The following is an 18,426-nucleotide window of genomic DNA, read 5'->3' as shown; positions in this document are numbered from 1 at the left end:
CTCCGAGAGTAATTCAGCTATAAAAAGTATGTTGTATGAATGTTCAGTGAGTTGCAATGTAAACGTGATTGAAGGCCTGCGAGCCTATCCAGCCTTGCTACAGCAAGCATTCGCGCACGGTGTAATTTCAACAGTGCCAACCGTCTATTCCTTTACGTTGGCCGCTCTATCACCTTGGGGGTAGATAGGGTGTATATGGAGGTAATCACGCAGTAATTCGCTTGTCGATCACGCAGAATCCACTCCATGGAACCCGCACTGTCGGGTATGCAAATTTCCGAGGAGCCTGGAGATCGACCATGAGTCACTTCATAGATCGGCTGAATTTCTTCCGCAAGTCCCGCGAGCCTTTTGCCAACGAACACGGTGAACTACGCAGCGAATCCCGCCAGTGGGAAGATAGTTATCGTGCCCGCTGGCAGCACGACAAAGTGGTACGCAGCACCCATGGGGTGAACTGTACCGGCTCCTGTAGCTGGAAAATCTACGTTAAGAACGGTTTGGTTACCTGGGAAACCCAGCAGACCGACTATCCGCGCACCCGTCCTGATCTGCCTAACCATGAACCGCGTGGCTGCCCACGCGGTGCCAGCTACTCCTGGTATCTGTACAGCGCCAACCGACTCAAGTACCCGTTGATCCGCAAGCCGCTGCTGGCGCTATGGCGGGAAGCACTGAAGGCAAACCCAGACCCAGTAGATGCCTGGGCGTCGATTGTCGAAGACCCCGCCAAGACCAAGCAGTACAAGCGTGCCCGCGGTATGGGCGGCTTCGTGCGCGGTAATTGGGACGAGCTCAATGAGCTGGTCGCGGCCTCGAACGTCTACACCGCCAAGCAGTATGGCCCCGACCGGATCATTGGCTTTTCGCCGATTCCCGCCATGTCGATGGTCAGCTACGCGGCGGGTAGCCGTTATTTGTCGCTGATTGGCGGCGTCTGCATGAGCTTCTACGACTGGTACTGCGACTTGCCGCCAGCCTCACCAATGACCTGGGGCGAGCAGACCGACGTACCTGAGTCCGCTGACTGGTACAACTCCGGCTACATTATCGCCTGGGGCTCCAACGTGCCCCAGACGCGTACCCCGGACGCCCACTTCTTTACCGAAGTGCGCTACAAGGGCACCAAGACGGTCTCGATCACCCCGGATTACGCCGAAGTCTCCAAACTCACCGACGAGTGGCTGTCCGCCAAACAGGGCACCGATGCCGCCCTGGCCATGGCCATGGGCCATGTCATCCTCAAAGAGTTCCACCTTGAGAACCCCAGTGCTTACTTCACCGACTATGTGCGCCGCTATACCGACATGCCATTCCTGGTGGAGCTGGAAGTGCGTGAAGATGGCAGCTTCGCACCAGGCCGCCAACTGCGTGCCAGTGATTTTGATGCTGCCCTGGGCCAGGAAAACAATCCCGAGTGGAAAACCGTTGCCTGGGACGAAACCCGTGACCAGCTGGTGGTACCACGCGGTTCCATCGGTTTCCGTTGGGGGGAAACCGGTGACGAAGTGGGCAAGTGGAACCTGGAATCGCTGGACGCCGCTGGCACTGAAATCAAGCCGTTGCTAAGCCTGGCCAACCACCACGATAGCGTTGCGCGCGTGGCGTTCCCTTACTTCGGCGGTATCGAGCACGAGCACTTTGAGCACGTTAAAGGGGCGGGTGTCGGCGCGGCTGACGACCTACTGTTCCACAATTTGCCCGCCAAACGCTTAAAGAGAGCCGATGGCAGCGAAATGCTGGCGGTCACCGTTTTTGATCTGATGTGTGCCAACTACGGTATCGACCGTGGCTTTGCCGGCGACGGCGAAGATGATGGCGCGACCTCGTTTGATCAGATTCGCCCCTATACCCCCGCGTGGCAGGAGAAAATCACCGGTGTCTCGGCAGAGCAGTGCACCCGCATTGCCCGTGAATTTGCCGACAACGCTCATAAAACCAACGGCCGTAGCATGATCATCGTTGGTGCCGGTATGAATCACTGGTACCACATGGACATGAACTACCGCGGCCTGATTAACATGTTGGTCATGTGTGGTTGTATCGGTCAGAGCGGTGGCGGCTGGGCTCACTATGTGGGTCAGGAGAAATTGCGCCCGCAGACGGGCTGGACCCCGCTAGCCTTTGGCCTCGACTGGCAGCGTCCGCCGCGTCATATGAACTCCACCTCGTTCTTCTATAACCACTCCTCCCAGTGGCGCTACGAGAAGCTTGAGATTAAAGAAATTCTTTCGCCGTTGGCCAAGGCCGAGGATTACCCCGGTAGCCTGATTGACTTTAACGTGCGCGCTGAGCGTATGGGCTGGCTGCCGTCAGCACCTCAACTGGACGCTAACCCGCTGCGCCTGGCGAAAAAAGCTGAAGCCGCGGGTATGTCTACCGCCGACTATGCGGTTCAGCAGCTCAAGAGCGGCGAACTGCGCTTTGCCGCAGAAGACCCGGACGCGCCAGAGAACTTCCCGCGCAATATGTTCATCTGGCGCTCCAACCTGCTGGGCAGTTCCGGTAAGGGCCATGAGTATATGCTCAAGTACCTGCTGGGTACTCGTCACGGTATTCAGGGTAAAGACCTGGGCGACTTCGGTGGCCAGAAGCCCGAAGAAGTGGTATGGCGTGACGAGGCGCCGGAAGGCAAGATCGACCTGCTGGTGACGCTGGATTTCCGCATGTCCACCACCTGCCTCTACTCGGATATCGTGCTGCCCACGGCGACCTGGTATGAGAAGGACGACCTTAACACTTCTGACATGCACCCCTTTATTCACCCCTTGACTGCCGCCACCGACCCGGCCTGGGAATCGCGCAGCGACTGGGATATTTACAAGGGTATTGCCAAGGCGTTTTCCAAGGTGTGTGTAGGCCACCTGGGCGAAGAGACCGACCTGGTCACGCTACCGATGCAGCACGACTCGCCAGGAGAGTTGGCCCAGCCGGCGGTGATGGATTGGAAGAAGGGCGAATGCGCGCCGATTCCCGGCAAGACCATGCCGTCGCTGATTGAAGTCAAGCGTAACTATCCCGAAACCTATGAGCGCTTCACCTCAGTAGGGCCGTTGCTGGAAAGCATCGGTAACGGTGGCAAGGGCATCGCCTGGAATACCGATGCTGAAGTCGAGCTGCTGGGCAAACTCAACCATCGCAAGTTGGATGGCCCACATAAAGGCCGCCCATTGATCGACAGCGCTATCGATGCCGCTGAGATGATTCTGACCCTGGCACCGGAAACCAACGGCGCCGTGGCAGTAAAAGCGTGGGATGCACTCTCCAAAATTACCGGGCGTGATCACACGCATTTGGCTAGGCCCAAACACGAAGAGAAAATTCGCTTTCGCGATATCGTCGCTCAGCCGCGCAAGATCATTTCCAGCCCGACCTGGTCCGGCCTAGAGGATGAGCACGTCTCCTATAACGCCGGTTACACCAATGTTCACGAGCTGATTCCCTGGCGCACCGTGAGTGGACGTCAGCAGTTCTATCAGGATCATGCCTGGATGCGCGCTTTCGGCGAAAGCCTGCTGGTCTATCGCCCGCCCATCGATACCAAGGCAGCCAAAGGCTTCACGCTGCCCGCCGACAATGGTTTCAAGAGCAAGGCGCTGAACTTCCTCACGCCGCACCAGAAGTGGGGCATTCACTCCACTTACTCCGACAATCTGCTGATGTTGACGCTCAACCGCGGCGGCCCGGTGGTGTGGCTCTCCGAGGCGGACGCGGCGGAGATCGATATCGAGGACAACGACTGGATCGAGGTCTACAACGCCAACGGCTCGATTGCCGCGCGGGCAGTGGTCAGCCAGCGGGTCAAGGCGGGCATGGTGATGATGTATCACGCTCAGGAGCGCAACGTGAACGTCCCAGGCTCTGAGGTCACCGGCACGCGGGGCGGTATTCACAACTCGGTCACCCGTGTCTGCCCCAAGCCAACCCATATGATCGGCGGCTACGCGCAGCTCTCTTACAGTTTTAATTATTACGGCACCGTCGGCTCAAACCGCGATGAGTTCGTGTTAGTGCGCAAGATGAAACACGTTGACTGGCTGGATGGTGAAGGCAATGACAGCGTTCAGGAGGCCGTGAAATGAAAATTCGTTCCCAGGTAGGCATGGTTCTCAACCTTGATAAGTGTATCGGTTGCCACACCTGTTCGGTGACCTGCAAAAATGTCTGGACCAGTCGCGAAGGTATGGAGTACGCCTGGTTCAACAATGTCGAGACCAAGCCCGGTATCGGCTATCCCAAAGAGTGGGAGAACCAGGCCAAGTGGAAAGGCGGCTGGATGCGCCGTAACGACGGCCGCATTGAACCGCGTATTGGTGGCAAATGGCGGGTGCTGGCGAATATCTTCGCCAACCCCGACCTGCCCGAAATGGATGACTACTATGAGCCGTTCACGTTCGACTACCAACACCTGCATACCGCCAAGATCGGCGAGCACCAGCCGGTGGCACGCCCACGCTCGCTGATTTCCGGTCAGCGCATGAAAAAGATCGAATGGGGCCCCAACTGGGAAGAGATCCTGGGCACCGAGTTCGCCAAGCGGCGTAAAGACGCCAACTTCGACAAGGTACAGGCAGATATTTACGGTCAGTTTGAAAACACCTTCATGATGTACCTGCCGCGCCTGTGTGAGCACTGCTTGAACCCTACCTGTGTGGCGTCCTGCCCCAGCGGTGCGATCTACAAGCGAGAAGAGGATGGCATCGTTCTAATCGATCAGGACAAGTGCCGTGGCTGGCGGATGTGTATCTCCGGCTGCCCCTACAAGAAGATCTACTACAACTGGAAAAGCGGTAAGTCCGAAAAATGCATCTTCTGCTACCCGCGTATCGAGGCCGGTCAGCCGACTATTTGCTCCGAGACCTGTGTGGGCCGCATTCGCTATCTCGGAGTGCTGCTATATGACGCCGACCGCATTGAAGAGGTGGCAAGCTCTCCCGACGAGCGTGACCTCTACCATCGCCAGCGCGAGATCTTCCTTGATCCCAACGACCCGGAAGTGATTGCCCAGGCCCGGCGGGATGGTATCCAGGAGAACGTCATCAAGGCGGCCCAAGCCTCACCGGTCTATAAGATGGCCATCGACTGGGGGCTGGCGCTACCGTTGCACCCGGAATACCGCACGCTGCCGATGGTGTGGTACGTGCCGCCGCTGTCGCCGATTCAGTCCGCCGCCGAGGCAGGCCATGTGGAGTTCGACGGCATCCTGCCCAAGATCGAATCACTGCGTATCCCGGTGAAGTACCTGGCTAACCTGTTGACAGCCGGCGAGGAAGAGCCTGTGGTGTTGGCGCTCAAGCGCTTAATGGCGATGCGTGTCTACATGCGCGGCAAGCACGTGGAGGGTACCCCCAACGCCGAAGTGCTCGATGCCGTGGGGCTGAGCGTGGCCCAAGTAGAGGAGATGTACCGCTACCTGGCCATTGCCAACTACGAGGATCGTTTCGTGATCCCCACCAGCCATCGGGAAATGGCCACCGAAGCCTTCCCTGAACGGGGAGGATGCGGCTTTACCTTTGGTGATGGTTGCCACGGTGAGAGCCAGCCCAGCCTGTTCAATGGCCGTAAGCAGACCAGCGTTTTGGTAAAACCGGTAGAGGTCTTCGACCCGCAGCCACAATTTGAGGAGTCTCGTCATGACTGAAGCCGCTACCCAATCGCCCACCCCGGTAGAGCCGTCGTTCGAGCCGCTACAGGGTATGCGAAGCCTGCGCGTACTGGCCCGCCTGCTCGATTACCCGACCCAGGAACTGCAGGATGCCAGCGGTGAGCTCATCGAAATCCTCAATGCCGAGCGCCGCCTGGGGGCGGCTCTCAAGTCGTCGCTAATGGAGTGGTGTCAGCGTCTCCAAGAGGGTGACTTGCTTGAGCTGCAGGCCGAGTACGTCGCCATGTTCGATAAGGGACGGGCTACCTCGCTGCTGCTATTCGAACACGTTCACGGCGAGTCCCGTGATCGTGGTCAGGCCATGGTGGATCTTATGGCTGAGTACAGCGCGGCCGGGTTCGAGTTGGATGCCCGTGAACTGCCCGATCATCTACCGGTATTTCTTGAATACCTTTCGATGTGCGACGAAGCCGAGATCGGCCGCTGGCTGGGCGAAATACGCCATATCCTGGCGCTGCTGACCGCACGACTGGAGGAGCGGGGAGCGGATCACGCGCTAGTACCGCTGTCACTTTTGGCGTTAATTGGGGCCGAGGGCGAGGTCGAAGAGCATCGGCCCCAGGTCAAAAAAGAAGCGCCTGACAACACGCCCGAAGCATTGGACGCCGTATGGGAAGAAGAGGCAGTACGCTTCTCGGCCACTTCTGACGAAGACTGCGCGCTGCAGTCTGCGGAAGGGCGGCGGCTTGCTGAACGCAAGAATGCGGTGCACAGCGACCCCGTCAAAATCATGCCGTCCGCCTGGAGCGCTTCCCCTCCCTCAACCGTGGCCGATCGCTAAAAGGAGAAACGCCATGTTCATAGAATATCTGCAACATCTTATCTACGGCTATTACCCCTACCTGGCCGGTACGGTGTTCTTGGTCGGCAGTCTCATGCGTTACGACCAAGGCCAGTTCACCTGGAAGACCGGCTCCAGCCAAATGCTGTCCTCAAAAAACATGCGACTGGCCAGCAACCTGTTCCATATCGGGATTATCGTCATCTTCTTCGGTCATTTGGTGGGCATGCTCACGCCACACTGGGTCTATGCGCCTTTCCTGCATGCCGGTACCAAACAGCTGATTGCCATCGTGGTCGGCGGTATCGCCGGTGCCATGTGCGTGGTGGGCGGCGCCATGTTGCTCTATCGGCGAGTGGTCAATCCTCGCGTAAAGGCGTCGTCGAGCATGATGGATACCTTGATCCTGGGTTTGATCGTCTTACAGGCATGTCTTGGCATGGTGACCATCATTTTCTCGCTAGGCCATATGGACGGCGAGATGATGTTGACACTCTCCAGCTGGGCGCAATCCATCGTCTTCTTTAGCGGCGGCGCAGCGGACTATATGCAGGAAGTGTCATGGATCTACAAACTGCATATCTTTATCGGTCTGACCATCATCCTGCTGTTCCCCTTCTCGCGCTTGGTGCATGTGTGGAGCGTACCGTTTGGCTATGTGACCCGGCGCTATCAGCTTGTCCGCCGTCGCGCCTAAACACTTGCTGTGCTTGCCCAGGCCTAGAGGAGAAATAACATGCAGATGATTGATATCGAACAACTACCAGGGGGTGTCGCCCCGCCTCCGGTGCGCGTCGGCGACGCTAGTATCGATGAAGCAACGATTGCGTTAGAGATGCAGTATCACCCCGCCGAAACGGCGGGGGAGGCCCAGCTTCAGGCGGCTCGTGCCTTAGTGGTTAGAGAGCTGCTGCGCCAGCGAGCTAACGTCCTGGGTCTACTATCGACACAGGAAGCCAGCGAAGCGCAGGAGGATGCGGCGATTGCTGCCTTGCTTGAGCAGGAACTTGAGGTGCCCGAGCCGGGAGAAGCCGATTGCCAACGCTTTTTTGATACCCACCGTGAGCGCTTCAGCGAGCCGACCCAGCTACGTGTAAGGCATATTCTGCTAGCAGCGGCGCCAGATGACTCCCAGGGCCGCGATGACGCGTACCAGCTTGGCGAAAAACTGCTTAAAGAACTTAATTCCATACCCGAGCGGTTTGCCGAATTTGCGCAATACCACTCCGCGTGCCCTTCAAAAGAGATGGATGGTGATTTGGGCTGGCTAGTGTCAGGCCAGACCGTTCCTGAGCTGGATCGCGCTTTGCAGCACCTGCCCGAAGGCCTTCACGAGCGCCCCTTGGCGTCTCGCTATGGCTGGCATGTAGTAATCATTGACGAACGGCGTGAAGGGCGGGCGTTACCTTTCGATCAGGTGGCCGACCGAGTGCGCCACAGCCTCCGGGAGCAGGCGACGCGACGTGCGTTGCGCCACTATTTGCTGGCGTTAGAGAGCGAAATAGGCGTCGAGGGGATTGTTCTGGATGACGATGCTGGCGGCAGCTTGATGCAGTAGGAAAGCTAATAGGAGAGGCTTGATGTCCCATGTTCCTGTAAATGCTCTTTTCACCCCGCTTGGCATCGCAGTACTAACGGTTTCCGATACGCGTGGCTTCGACGAGGATGGCAGCGGTGACCTGCTGGTTAAGCATCTGAACGAAAGCGGCCATATTCTGGTAGAGAGACGCATCGTACCTGATGATATCTACCAGGTTCGCGCCGTGGTCTCGGGATGGATTGCACGAACAGATATCCACGCGATCCTGGTTAATGGTGGCACCGGTTTTACTGCCCGGGATACCACTCCCGAGGCGTTGATACCGCTGTTCGACAAAGCGATTGAGGGGTATGGCGAGCTGTTCCGCCACTACTCCCTGAAGACCATTGGCACAGCGACGATCCAGTCTCGCGCCGTCGCGGGGGTGGCCAACCGAACGATGATATTCGCGATGCCCGGCTCGCCCAAAGCGTGTGCGTTGGCGTGGGACAGAATTATCGCTTTGCAGCTGGACGCCCGCACTCGGCCCTGCAACTTCGCCGCCATGGTCCTGCCTTCAGCGACCCTGTGTAACGGGCGTCACACAACGACCTCTGCCAATGATGGGGTGCGTTTATGAACTGTCACTGCGCAGAAATAGTCACGCCCGGCTTGTTAGATCTGTTTGATGCACGCCAACGGCTTATCGACGCCGCCACGCCCATTAATGCAGTAGAAAACATCACCCTAGAACAATCGGCGGGGCGAGTGCTGGCAGAAACGCTGGTCGCACCTCTCGATATGCCGGGTGTGGATAATAGCGCTATGGATGGTTACGCGCTGTGCCTGGCTGATTACCAAGCGGCACCTCCCGGCGCAGGCTTACCCATTCTTCAACGCGTACCGGCGGGCGCAGGCGTCATGCTACTACCGAAAGGAGGCTGCGCGCGTATTTTTACCGGCGCGCCGGTGCCCGTGGGGGCAGATATTGTGGTGCCTCAAGAGCGGGTCACCCTTGATCAGCACGGGCATATACACCTTGAGGGTAACGTGGTGGTAGGCGCTAATATTCGCCGTCAAGGCGAGGAGACCCGCATGGGAACCCCGCTACTCGCCGCGGGTAAGTTTCTTGATGCCGCGTCGATTGCGTTGTTGGCAAGCCATGGAATCAATGCCGTGACCGTCAAACGGCGCCTGCGGGTGGCACTGCTCTCAACCGGAGATGAACTGATTGCCCCTGGCATGTCGCGGTCTCCGGGGCAGGTGTACGACAGCAATCGCGCCATGCTTAGCGTACTGCTAGCGCAAGCTCAGTGCGACGTGCTGGATTTGGGCGTCATCGCTGATTCGCCGGCGTCATTGCATCAGGCCTTTGAACACGCACAAACCGTTGCAGATGTGGTGATGTGCACTGGGGGCGTTTCGGTAGGCGAAGAGGATCATGTTCGTCCGGTGATCGAGCAGCGCGGTGGACTACATTTTCATGGTGTCGCGATGAAGCCAGGGAAGCCCTTTGCTTTCGGTTATCTAGGCGCGGAGTCTTCCTCTTCCACCCCGTTAATGGCTCTGCCGGGTAACCCCGTGGCGTCCCTTGTGGGCTGGCAACTGCTGGTGCTGCCGTTTATCCATGCCATGCAAGGTAGAGCTGTAGCGGCTCTACAGCGTTACCCGGTAAAAGCCGGCTTTTCTCAGCGTGGACCCCAAGGGCGCTGCGAACTATTACGGGTGGAGCTGGATTGGTCACAGGGGACTCCCGTGGCGCAGTTAGCGGGCGGTCAGGGCTCGCATATGCTCAGCGCGGCTAGCCAAGCCGATGGCTATTTAATGATCAATCCCGAAACAGACGTAGCAGAAGGGAGCACCTACCACTACTACCCCATTAATCAGTTCGCCGCTTGAATTTTTATACTCACTGTGGCTGCTGATGCTGTTTTCTTTTTATAGGAGAGGGTATGTCTTCACATCACAAACCCCGCACACTGATTTATGCCTGCTCCGGCTGCTCTGATGTGGCGCAACTTGCCAATAGCGTTGCCCTGCGTCTTGACCATGCAGGAGAGGCAGAAATGTCCTGCATTGCCGGTGTGGGCGGTGGTGTGCCCGGTCTGGTGCGCATTGCCCGCTCCGGGCGCCCTATCGTAGCCATTGACGGGTGCCAGATGCACTGCGCCAGCCACTGTCTCGCCAAAGCGGATGTGATACCCACAGAGCACGTAAAGCTATATGAAAACGGCCTGCGCAAGCGACGGGGTCAGTTTTATGATGAGCAAACAATTACCGAGGTTACCGCAGAGGTAAAAGGACTCATTGCCCGGCTGCCCGTTAATGCCAGTACCCAAGAGGAGCCCGTAGAATGAGTGCACTAGTAGATGGGTTTGGCCGCACGGTGCGTTACCTGCGTATATCGGTGACTGATCGTTGTGATTTTCGCTGTGTGTACTGCATGGCTGAGGAAATGACCTTTCTGCCACGCGCCCAGCTGCTGACCCTTGAAGAGATAGCCGCGCTTTCGCAGGCGTTTGTCGAGCTGGGCGTAGAGAAAATCCGCCTAACCGGCGGGGAGCCGCTGGTACGCCAGGGCGTACTCACGCTAGTGCAAAAACTCGGTGCATTGGAAGGTCTGCGCGAGCTGGCGATGACCACCAACGGCTCAGGCTTGGTCAAGCATGCCGATGCTTTGCGGCAAGGCGGGCTACATCGGCTCAATATTAGCCTCGACTCGCTCAAGCCCGAACGCTTTAAAGCATTAACCCGAACGGGGGATCTTGATCAGGTGGTCGCGGGTATCCGTGCAGCGCGCCGCGCTGGCTTTCAGTCGATTAAGCTCAACGCCGTACTGCTCAAGGGGCGCAATGACGACGAAATTCTCGACTTGGTAAACTTTGCCCGGAATGAGCAAGCCGATATCAGCTTTATCGAGGAGATGCCGCTGGGCGCTATCAGCGAACATAATCGTGGTGAAACCTTTCTTTCCACTGATGCGGTACGCGAGACCATAGAAAACCATTATCAACTCCTGCCCACCACCGAGACTACCCTAGGGCCATCCCGTTATTACCGCATGGTAGACAGCCAGTCGCGCATTGGCTTCATCTCTCCCCATAGCCATAATTTCTGTGGTGCCTGTAATCGTGTTCGGGTGACGGCAGAAGGGCGACTACTCCTTTGCTTGGGCAATGAGCACTCGGTAGATTTACGCGCTGTAATGCGGCGTTATCCGGGTGATACCCAGCGGCTTAAAGCGAGCATTGTGGCGGCCATGAAGAAAAAACCTGAGCGTCATCACTTCACCACGGATGGTGAGGTTCAAATAGTGAGGTTTATGAATGCAACAGGTGGCTAGGTAGTGCAGTTCCTATAGGAAACCTTACCCATGGCTATAGCCTCCATTTGCCATCGGAATGGAAATAGTGCCATGAGCGGCTTTAAGTATTTCTTTTCCAACGGCTTCCCACAAGAACAAAATTTTCCGTCGTCCAAATGGCTTGATGTAGTGGGTGCCCTCGATAAGGACGCTGTCTTTTAGCTGCTGTCGGATAGTACGGCAGTCGTACTTGATGCGCTGGGCAAGCTCTTCGGTCGTGAGATAGGTATAAGATGATTCCATCGAAAACCTCCAAAAGGAGTGGTATTCTGCGTGACTAAAAGGCATCTCAAATATCAGAATGCGATCCTGCATGACATTTTAGACAGCAAAAAAACCATTCGCAATCGTTTTTTGACATTCAGGATAGCAAAAAAGCATTTTCAGGAGGTTTTGATGGTTCGTTGTCATCTCGCGCGCTTGATGGGTGAGCACAAAATGAAGATTGTGGATGTTGCGCGTGAAACAGGGCTTAACCGCAATACTGTTACGCTTCTTTATAAAGAAACTGCTCAGCGAATCGAGCTGGATGCACTGGATAAGCTATGCAAGCTTTTCAATTGTGAGGTGGGCGATCTGCTAGAAATTCAAAAAAATCATGAGGAAATTAGAGATGATTAATACTGCCAGCCGTTGACTGAAGGTCGTAAGAATAAATTACTGACGCAAGCAACGGAGCGAATGTGTCACATATACGTCACAGATGTGTCACAGGAAGTTTGCAGACAAACAAAAACAAAAAAAGGCAGATCAGTAAGTAACTGATCTGCCTTTCAAAATATTGGTAGCGGGGACGGTTATGAGACTGATGATTTAGGGGCATTTATTTTGTCCTTAAATGGTTTTAAATGGCTTTAAACCTTATGATAGAGCGGTTTTCGGCAAATGCCGCTTCTGGACGTAAGGGTTATTAATGACACGGGAAGGCGTAGGAGATTGTCACAGCCAGCAGCTGGAAGCAGTGACCGTAAGTCTCGGGAAGCGGTACCGCAAGCTAATAGCATGGGCGCACGAGGAGAATTTACTTGATGTTCTCCAGGTCATTTATCACGCCCTAGGACTAAGCCCCCGCAATGACGCGATTGCCAATCTTGTAAGGGAATGCTCTCACCCTGAATCTGTCGAGATTCTCTCGCTTTGGGCGGGCGACCCGATAGTCGATGAACTACAGCGGTTTGTTAACCATTTCAATGCATCGCCAGACATCTCTCGTGACTACTCACAGGTACCTCATGTCGGCACGGTTGAACAAAACAAACGTCAGTTTCAGGAAGGGGGTGTAAAAAATAAAACGTTTTTGATTACGTTGCTCACTAACCCGCTGGCTGATGGTAAGGCGAAGTCGACCGAAGGCTACCTGCTGTTTTGGCGTCGACTTTTGCGTTTATGGTTTTTGGTGCACGCAGCACAGCGTATCGCTCATCAAAAATGTATCGCGGATCGCAATATCAGTGATGCAGCACGTTTTATGACCTTAGGCCCCTACGATGAAAAATGGCATGTGGTAGACGCGCTATTAAGGCGGTGTCGCAGTTTTGTGGGGCAGCATGAGCCGACGCTTGAGCGTGTTAACGATGCGTTCATCTCTGCCGCCGATGAGGTGAGTCATGATTATCGTGATAACAAGAGCTATAGCCGCTTTTTCAACGCCATTACTGCTATTGCGCGTCAAGATGTTAATCCCATTAATCATGAGGCAATAGCATCTCTCTTGCGTATTGAACGGTTCTTGCCGACTGTCCTCCCACTGGTACACCAAGGTTATGACGAAAGCGAAGATACCGAGTACGAATTTTACGCGTATCAAAAAGAAGAAGATGCCGATCAAGACCCAGAGGATGAGGGAGTCTATGTTGCAAGGGTAGATCCCTCTGATAGCGATGCGGAACAACAATTAGCTAGCCGAAGCTATTTTGTCCAAACGGCAGAAGCATCGCATTTTTTGCCATGGAGCTGGGAAAAGCTACTGCCGCCAGAGCGAGAAAAGCTGCTTAGTTGGGTGGATCAATGCTTATTTTCAACCGATGAGGTAGAGCAGCTCGGCGCCGTGATGGTATGGCTGTCAGTTCGCTTCTCACGCTCGCTCTATTTTGCTGCACAGTTTCAGATAGATGATGCCCCGGGTGATGAGTGGACATTGACACGTGACTTTTCATCGATAGCGCGGAAATCACCTCGACGTGGGAATGCCTGGCAACCCAATAGCGAATCACTCGATTATGTTCACTCAATAAGAGAAGTGCTCTCCGTTGAACTGCCGGAACAGGTCACTGCGATCCTCCAGCGAGCCGCTAACGCGCAGCAAGCTTCGCTCGCCACGTTAGGGGATATGTGGGAGAACACTCTGCCTTTGGAACGTTGGTTTTATCAGCAGACCCAATTACATTTTCCCCGAGTAACGAGCGCTAAATTGGCGCAGGTCTGGGGACAAGCCGTCTTTGATAACACCCATGACCCCCATTTGGCGCGTCTTTTAACCGCTCACCCCAACGCAGGGTTGCCAGGCGCATGCAGCTATGCGACATGGGATATAACCGCGATCGAAAAAGGATTGTCTCTATCCCTCTCCGACTCAACGCCATTTCCCCCCTCCGTGAATCTGATTGGTAGCCGTCTCTCGCCCATCACGACGGTGTTGCGTCAAGAGATTACTAACGCCAGGGCAATGGTTGAAGGCAGCGCCGACGGTGACCTGATTCACTATCACAACGTCCTGGCTCAATACTGTGTCATGGGACTTTATGCAGCCTCGGGCGGCCGATATCTTAAAGATCCATTTGAGTCGCTGGGACACTTCAACCTAACAGCACGTTGTTTATATCTTAACGATAAAATCGACCAAGGGCGCCGAAGTAGCCGGATGGTGCCGTTACCAGACAGAGCGATCGAACTGTTGCAGTGTTACGTGACGCATTTGCAATGGCTGGCTCAAGTACTCAAAAACGTCAACGCTGCGCTGGCAGAAGCGATACATCAAACACTGGATAACAACGCTTTATCAGCACTTCCGCTGTTCTTCTTGTTGGATGATTCGCTGGTATGGCACTCCATGACAAGCACCGACTTGCCCGGGGTGCCTCTCTTTCAGTGGCCCTTGCCCGGCAACGTGTTTCGCCATCGCTATGCCCAACAGCTGCGTTTTTTGAAGGTGCCATCAGAAGTGGTTGATGGGTGGATGGGGCATGCGGAGCGCAGTGTGGCGACCTACGGCGATTTTTCGCCGCGTTGCTGGACCGACGATGCGCACAGCTATGCCGATGCCGTTAACACCGCCTTTGATGAATTAGGTTTTTTTCCTCCCACGCTGCCTTCGGTGTTGCCTTTATTAACGCCTCCATCTAGCAGTGCTGAGGATCAGCACTATCAAAAGGCACTGGTGAACCGTCGGTTTGGTCAGTGCCAGCGAGAACACGAAAGACGCCAAACGATGGTGCGAGAACGTAAAGCGGCTGAAGCGGATATCGCAATATATATGAGCCGCAGAGCATGGGGGGAGCTGACACAGGACGATATTGATGTGTTAGTTCAGCGTATGCTGCATCGAAGTGGTTCGGTGATACATACCTATGCATCGCTACGGTTGTCAGTGCTGTTGCGGTGCTTGAAAGAGGAAGGCAACCGGCACCAGCACGGTATCAGTAAGCGCGTGGCAGAAGCGTCGGCTGAAAAATCGTTACTGTCCAGCAAGGCTTCAGAGGCCCTTTCATTGTGGCCAGAGCTAAAGCGGTGGGCGGATAACATTCGAGCGAAAGTACTGAAAGCGCATTTTTCTAAATTGAGCGCTTTGAGCGTTGGGGCGCTTTTGTTGTGCTTAGAAAAACGCATTAGTTATCAACGTATGCTGCTAGATGTAGCCCGAGGGCGTAATTATCGACTCATTCAGCACAAGCAAGAGTATTTGCTTGAGTATAGCGAAAGCCTGGAACTGGACAATTACCTCGCACCCGTTCAGCGCCACCGTATCAGCTATAAGACTGCATCTTTGCTAGCCGCCGGGCAGCAAATTCAAAAAGAAATCGATCTAAACAAAGTGCTGATGCCAGCCACTATCACTCCACCCCCTGATGCATTGAGAGGGCATTTGCCGAACATAGCGGAGACAAGCGTTCAAGCCTTGTTTGCAAGCTTGGGTGAGCTGATGGATCAAGTAAATCTCTTATCACTGCCTGGCATGGTGGCAGGCATGCTAGGCGGGCGTGTTCTTTCGACGAGCTTACCGCTTCACGATGAGCTACGGATTCGAGAGGGCGTTAGGTTAGCATTTCCTACCCATGACGATAGCGCAGACAGTGAACTCAATGTGTCGGCCACAAAAACGTCTCGTTGGCGCCATCTCAACAAAGTGGAGCAGCAGGCCAATGCGCAACGGCTTTATGAAGAAGTCCAAGAGGTTCTGAAAGGGTATACAAAGCGGCAATTACGCCAGGGGGCTTCGCAACTCGATAGGCTAAGCAGCGCATACGACGGGCACGTCAGTAGCTGCGTCCTGCTATTAGTGCGGTGGATGAGTTTTATTATGCGGCGAGGCAAAGTCGGTAAACGGAACGACTATGCGCAAAGCTCATTAACGCGGTACTTCTCAGCATTGAAATCAGCCTTTGCTGAGATTGGCTACCAGGTAGATCTCCTCGACTTTGACGAAGAGGAAGTCACGCACCTTTACGCTAAAATGCTGACGTTTGTTGAGCTAACGTCGCAAGATGCGCACTACTTCAGTCATCGGTTGCGTGATTTTCATGCGTGGGTGGAAACGTTGGGGGTGGCAAGCCCTGATTGGCAAGAATTAGCTATCGAGAATGATCGCCGCAGCGTTCGCGCAGGGATGTTGATACAAAGTGAATACCTCCTGTGTCAGTCCGCTTTGCAATCAAAATGGCAAAGCCAACACGATGAGAAATTTCTGTTGTTAGGGTTTGTGCTGTTACTGACCTTTCGTTTTGGGCTGCGCGCGCAAGAAGCGATAGGGCTACAGCGCAATGACTGGTGTGAGCATTACGGTATCCGTTGGGTGCTGGTGCGTGATAACGCGCAGCGCAAGCTCAAAAGCGACGCTAGTCGCCGCGCAGTGCCACTGCTTTTTGCGCTAGATCCAGCCGAAGAGGATCTCATCGGTCACGTGTTAAGTCGCTTCCACTCACTGGCGGGTAACGATTCAAAACGTCCTTTATTGGGTGAACTTTACGAGACCCAAGTCAGGCTCATTCACTGGGCAGCGCAGGTGAGTCCAATTTTGATTCAGTTACTGCGCAATGGGACGTCGAGTAGGGGAATGACGCTGCACCATTGCAGGCACGCGTTCTACAGCACATTAGCGCCCTCGTTATTTGGTATACAAACATTGCTTACAGAAGCGATAAGCGGTCACCTTGATCCACAGTTCATACGTCAGCACGTATTAGGTCACAACAACCAAGTATCGCGACGCAGCGGTATGGCCATGGCGAGATTGATGGGGCATCGTCACCCGCGTACGGGGTCATTAAACTACAATCATGTATTGACTGATTGGGCAGATCAACTAACCCCCGTACGTCATATGCGTGCAAGAAAAATTGATGGTGTTCTAAACACCAAGACATTGTCGCGTATTGAAACTCCGGCGCTTGAAACAACCGATATTTCCGTTCGTTACACTCGTTTAAATTTTATGGTGTTATGGAAAATACTACGGTTTGTAGGGCTAGGTATGAGCTATGAACGTGCAGGGAAGCACGTTAATCTTAATCCAGAGGCTACAGAAGTCATTGCAAAAATCGTTCGCGAAGCCGAATCACATATGCGATTTAAATTGAAAGGGGAAAGCGATGCTTGGGTAAGCGGGGCGAACTATCCCAATATTTTATTACGTCAAGTAGGCGAAAAGGCGTGGCGCCGACTTATTGAGCATGTAACAGGACTAGAAGCGAGCCGGTTGGTGAGCTTGGATGGTAGCGTAATTTTGGGTGAGTTACCTTTTTTAATCAGTAAGAACCGGCAGCTACTAATGAGTCATCAGCATCACTGCGCCTTTCTTATACAGGTATTTTCTCTGTTTAATGTGCCAAAGCAATATATACAGATTGCCTTAAAAAATGCGCCTGAAGAGCTCGTCAAAATGCTAAAATCAAATGGCCTTTATCAAGAAAAGAACATTAATACGTTCCAGCTGGATCCGTTTCCGATTATCGTCGATAATGTGCTTGATCGACGCCAAGAATATGTCGGCATTGGCCTTAAAAGATCTCCGGAAGGAACGATACGTAACAGTCACGAGCTGTCTGTAGCCTTGCTAGCTTGTGGTCTCTTTGCGACACTAAATAGATCTTAGTTGTAAGTATCTAACGTTTCTTCAGTTTCGCTGATAAGCGTGAAATCATCTATTTCTGTTAAGGATTTATCTATCTTCAGTTCTGATAATGTATAAGAAGGTTTTTGCTTCATTTTTTGCGTGATCTTTTTTGCTTTGAAGCGGACATAAGATTCTTGATAGCTGGCTTCTAAAAATACCTTAAAGTCATCGGGGTGAGTAACGGTAAAGTGTCGTACGTCACCTGCCTGTTGTAGACTATCTTCAATGACGCGAAGTTCTATCCAAGTTTGCGTTCTTGAAAAACCATCAGGGAGGCCAACGCCTTCGATCGGTATATTTGTTTTCTCCTCATCGTCGAGCGTAATAAAGTCAGAGTTAACACAAAGAATTGACTCTTTTTCAATAGTGTCAATTAAGCTAAAACCATTCGCCGGGATTTTTGTATTTTTCCAGCTTGATAGAAACCTGAATCCGTGAAGCCGGCGCCGACACTTTCCCTATCACCGCCAGCGAGCACTTTTTGATCATTCGCCCCGTGCAAGTTGGCTTTCGCAAGCCCGTTATTGCCAAAACCCACCGTGCTGATCGGTGCTGACGGCCCGTTTTGTCATGCCTTTCCACCCGCCAGGCACGACATATCTGGCGATCGCGTGTCGCTTGGAACTGCTTGTGGATAGAGTGTCGCCGATTGACGGTCAGCATGGCGTTCCTCGTGGATAACGCAGTCGGCTCCGCAGCGTCTTGAGCACCGTCATGCGCCCGATATCCTGCCCGAAGTCGAGGATGATCTGCCGTGCCTTGTGAATCA

General features: G+C 54.1%; 12 protein-coding genes. 11 read left to right on the top strand and 1 reads right to left on the bottom strand.

Translation table 11 applies throughout. The annotated features are described in order from the left end of the window. Positions 1 to 299 precede the first annotated feature (299 nt). Genes A3220_RS13295 through moaA form a run of 9 tightly spaced genes read left to right on the top strand, consistent with a single transcriptional unit; the run spans position 300 to position 11,308 of the window. Positions 300 to 4,082 (top strand): nitrate reductase subunit alpha, encoded by a 3,783-nt coding sequence (locus A3220_RS13295; protein ID WP_062375263.1) that lies wholly within the window; start codon positions 300 to 302, stop codon positions 4,080 to 4,082. Then, positions 4,079 to 5,641, top strand: a complete 1,563-nt coding sequence (gene narH / locus A3220_RS13290; protein WP_062375261.1) for a nitrate reductase subunit beta — start codon at positions 4,079 to 4,081, stop codon at positions 5,639 to 5,641. The genes A3220_RS13295 and narH overlap by 4 nt, the downstream gene beginning before the upstream one ends. Continuing rightward, a complete protein-coding gene (gene narJ, locus A3220_RS13285) occupies positions 5,634 to 6,446 on the top strand; it encodes a nitrate reductase molybdenum cofactor assembly chaperone (protein WP_062375260.1) in 813 nt (270 codons plus the stop codon). The genes narH and narJ overlap by 8 nt, the downstream gene beginning before the upstream one ends. A 13-nt stretch (positions 6,447 to 6,459) precedes the next feature. Beyond that, entirely contained in the window at positions 6,460 to 7,143 is a 684-nt protein-coding gene (gene narI, locus A3220_RS13280; RefSeq protein ID WP_062362493.1) for a respiratory nitrate reductase subunit gamma, read from the top strand. 39 nt (positions 7,144 to 7,182) lie between these two features. Then, a complete protein-coding gene (locus A3220_RS13275) occupies positions 7,183 to 8,004 on the top strand; it encodes a peptidylprolyl isomerase (RefSeq protein ID WP_062362490.1) in 822 nt (273 codons plus the stop codon). Between the two features lie 22 nt (positions 8,005 to 8,026). Beyond that, entirely contained in the window at positions 8,027 to 8,605 is a 579-nt protein-coding gene (gene moaB / locus A3220_RS13270) for a molybdenum cofactor biosynthesis protein B (protein WP_062375258.1), read from the top strand. After that, positions 8,602 to 9,864, top strand: coding sequence for a gephyrin-like molybdotransferase Glp (gene glp, locus A3220_RS13265; protein WP_062375256.1), 1,263 nt, complete (start codon positions 8,602 to 8,604; stop codon positions 9,862 to 9,864). The genes moaB and glp overlap by 4 nt, the downstream gene beginning before the upstream one ends. A gap of 53 nt (positions 9,865 to 9,917) precedes the next feature. Then, the gene (locus A3220_RS13260) at positions 9,918 to 10,322 is read left to right on the top strand and encodes a putative zinc-binding protein (RefSeq protein ID WP_062362481.1); all 405 of its coding nucleotides are present in this window, start codon (positions 9,918 to 9,920) and stop codon (positions 10,320 to 10,322) included. After that, positions 10,319 to 11,308 carry a GTP 3',8-cyclase MoaA gene (gene moaA, locus A3220_RS13255; RefSeq protein WP_062375254.1) on the top strand — a complete coding sequence of 330 codons (990 nt, stop codon included), beginning with the start codon at positions 10,319 to 10,321 and terminating at the stop codon, positions 11,306 to 11,308. The genes A3220_RS13260 and moaA overlap by 4 nt, the downstream gene beginning before the upstream one ends. A gap of 24 nt (positions 11,309 to 11,332) precedes the next feature. On the opposite strand, the gene A3220_RS13250 is transcribed toward moaA, so the two are convergent. Further along, positions 11,333 to 11,572, bottom strand: coding sequence for a hypothetical protein (locus A3220_RS13250; RefSeq protein WP_062375253.1), 240 nt, complete (start codon positions 11,570 to 11,572; stop codon positions 11,333 to 11,335). Between the two features lie 153 nt (positions 11,573 to 11,725). Between A3220_RS13250 and A3220_RS13245 the strand changes: the two genes are divergently transcribed. Further along, positions 11,726 to 11,950: a helix-turn-helix transcriptional regulator gene (locus tag A3220_RS13245; protein ID WP_062375251.1), complete on the top strand. Its 225-nt coding sequence runs from the start codon at positions 11,726 to 11,728 to the stop codon at positions 11,948 to 11,950. A gap of 292 nt (positions 11,951 to 12,242) precedes the next feature. Beyond that, positions 12,243 to 17,636 (top strand): hypothetical protein, encoded by a 5,394-nt coding sequence (locus tag A3220_RS13240; RefSeq protein ID WP_062375250.1) that lies wholly within the window; start codon positions 12,243 to 12,245, stop codon positions 17,634 to 17,636. The last annotated feature ends 790 nt before the right edge of the window (positions 17,637 to 18,426 follow it).

It is taken from the genome of Halomonas sp. KX33721, from assembly GCF_001596805.1.
Classification (GTDB): Bacteria; Pseudomonadota; Gammaproteobacteria; order Pseudomonadales; family Halomonadaceae; genus Vreelandella; species Vreelandella aquamarina.
Note: the sequence above shows the minus strand (reverse complement) of the source record. Positions and strands in the feature narration are given on the sequence as shown.

Coding starts and splice junctions, on each gene's coding strand:
- A3220_RS13295 (WP_062375263.1), top strand. CDS start 300: ATGAGTCACTTCATAGATCGGCTGAATTTCTTCCGCAAGTCCCGCGAG.
- narJ (WP_062375260.1), top strand. CDS start 5,634: ATGACTGAAGCCGCTACCCAATCGCCCACCCCGGTAGAGCCGTCGTTC.
- narI (WP_062362493.1), top strand. CDS start 6,460: ATGTTCATAGAATATCTGCAACATCTTATCTACGGCTATTACCCCTAC.
- A3220_RS13250 (WP_062375253.1), bottom strand. CDS start 11,572: ATGGAATCATCTTATACCTATCTCACGACCGAAGAGCTTGCCCAGCGC.
- moaA (WP_062375254.1), top strand. CDS start 10,319: ATGAGTGCACTAGTAGATGGGTTTGGCCGCACGGTGCGTTACCTGCGT.
- A3220_RS13275 (WP_062362490.1), top strand. CDS start 7,183: ATGCAGATGATTGATATCGAACAACTACCAGGGGGTGTCGCCCCGCCT.
- glp (WP_062375256.1), top strand. CDS start 8,602: ATGAACTGTCACTGCGCAGAAATAGTCACGCCCGGCTTGTTAGATCTG.
- narH (WP_062375261.1), top strand. CDS start 4,079: ATGAAAATTCGTTCCCAGGTAGGCATGGTTCTCAACCTTGATAAGTGT.
- moaB (WP_062375258.1), top strand. CDS start 8,027: ATGTCCCATGTTCCTGTAAATGCTCTTTTCACCCCGCTTGGCATCGCA.
- A3220_RS13260 (WP_062362481.1), top strand. CDS start 9,918: ATGTCTTCACATCACAAACCCCGCACACTGATTTATGCCTGCTCCGGC.
- A3220_RS13245 (WP_062375251.1), top strand. CDS start 11,726: ATGGTTCGTTGTCATCTCGCGCGCTTGATGGGTGAGCACAAAATGAAG.
- A3220_RS13240 (WP_062375250.1), top strand. CDS start 12,243: ATGACACGGGAAGGCGTAGGAGATTGTCACAGCCAGCAGCTGGAAGCA.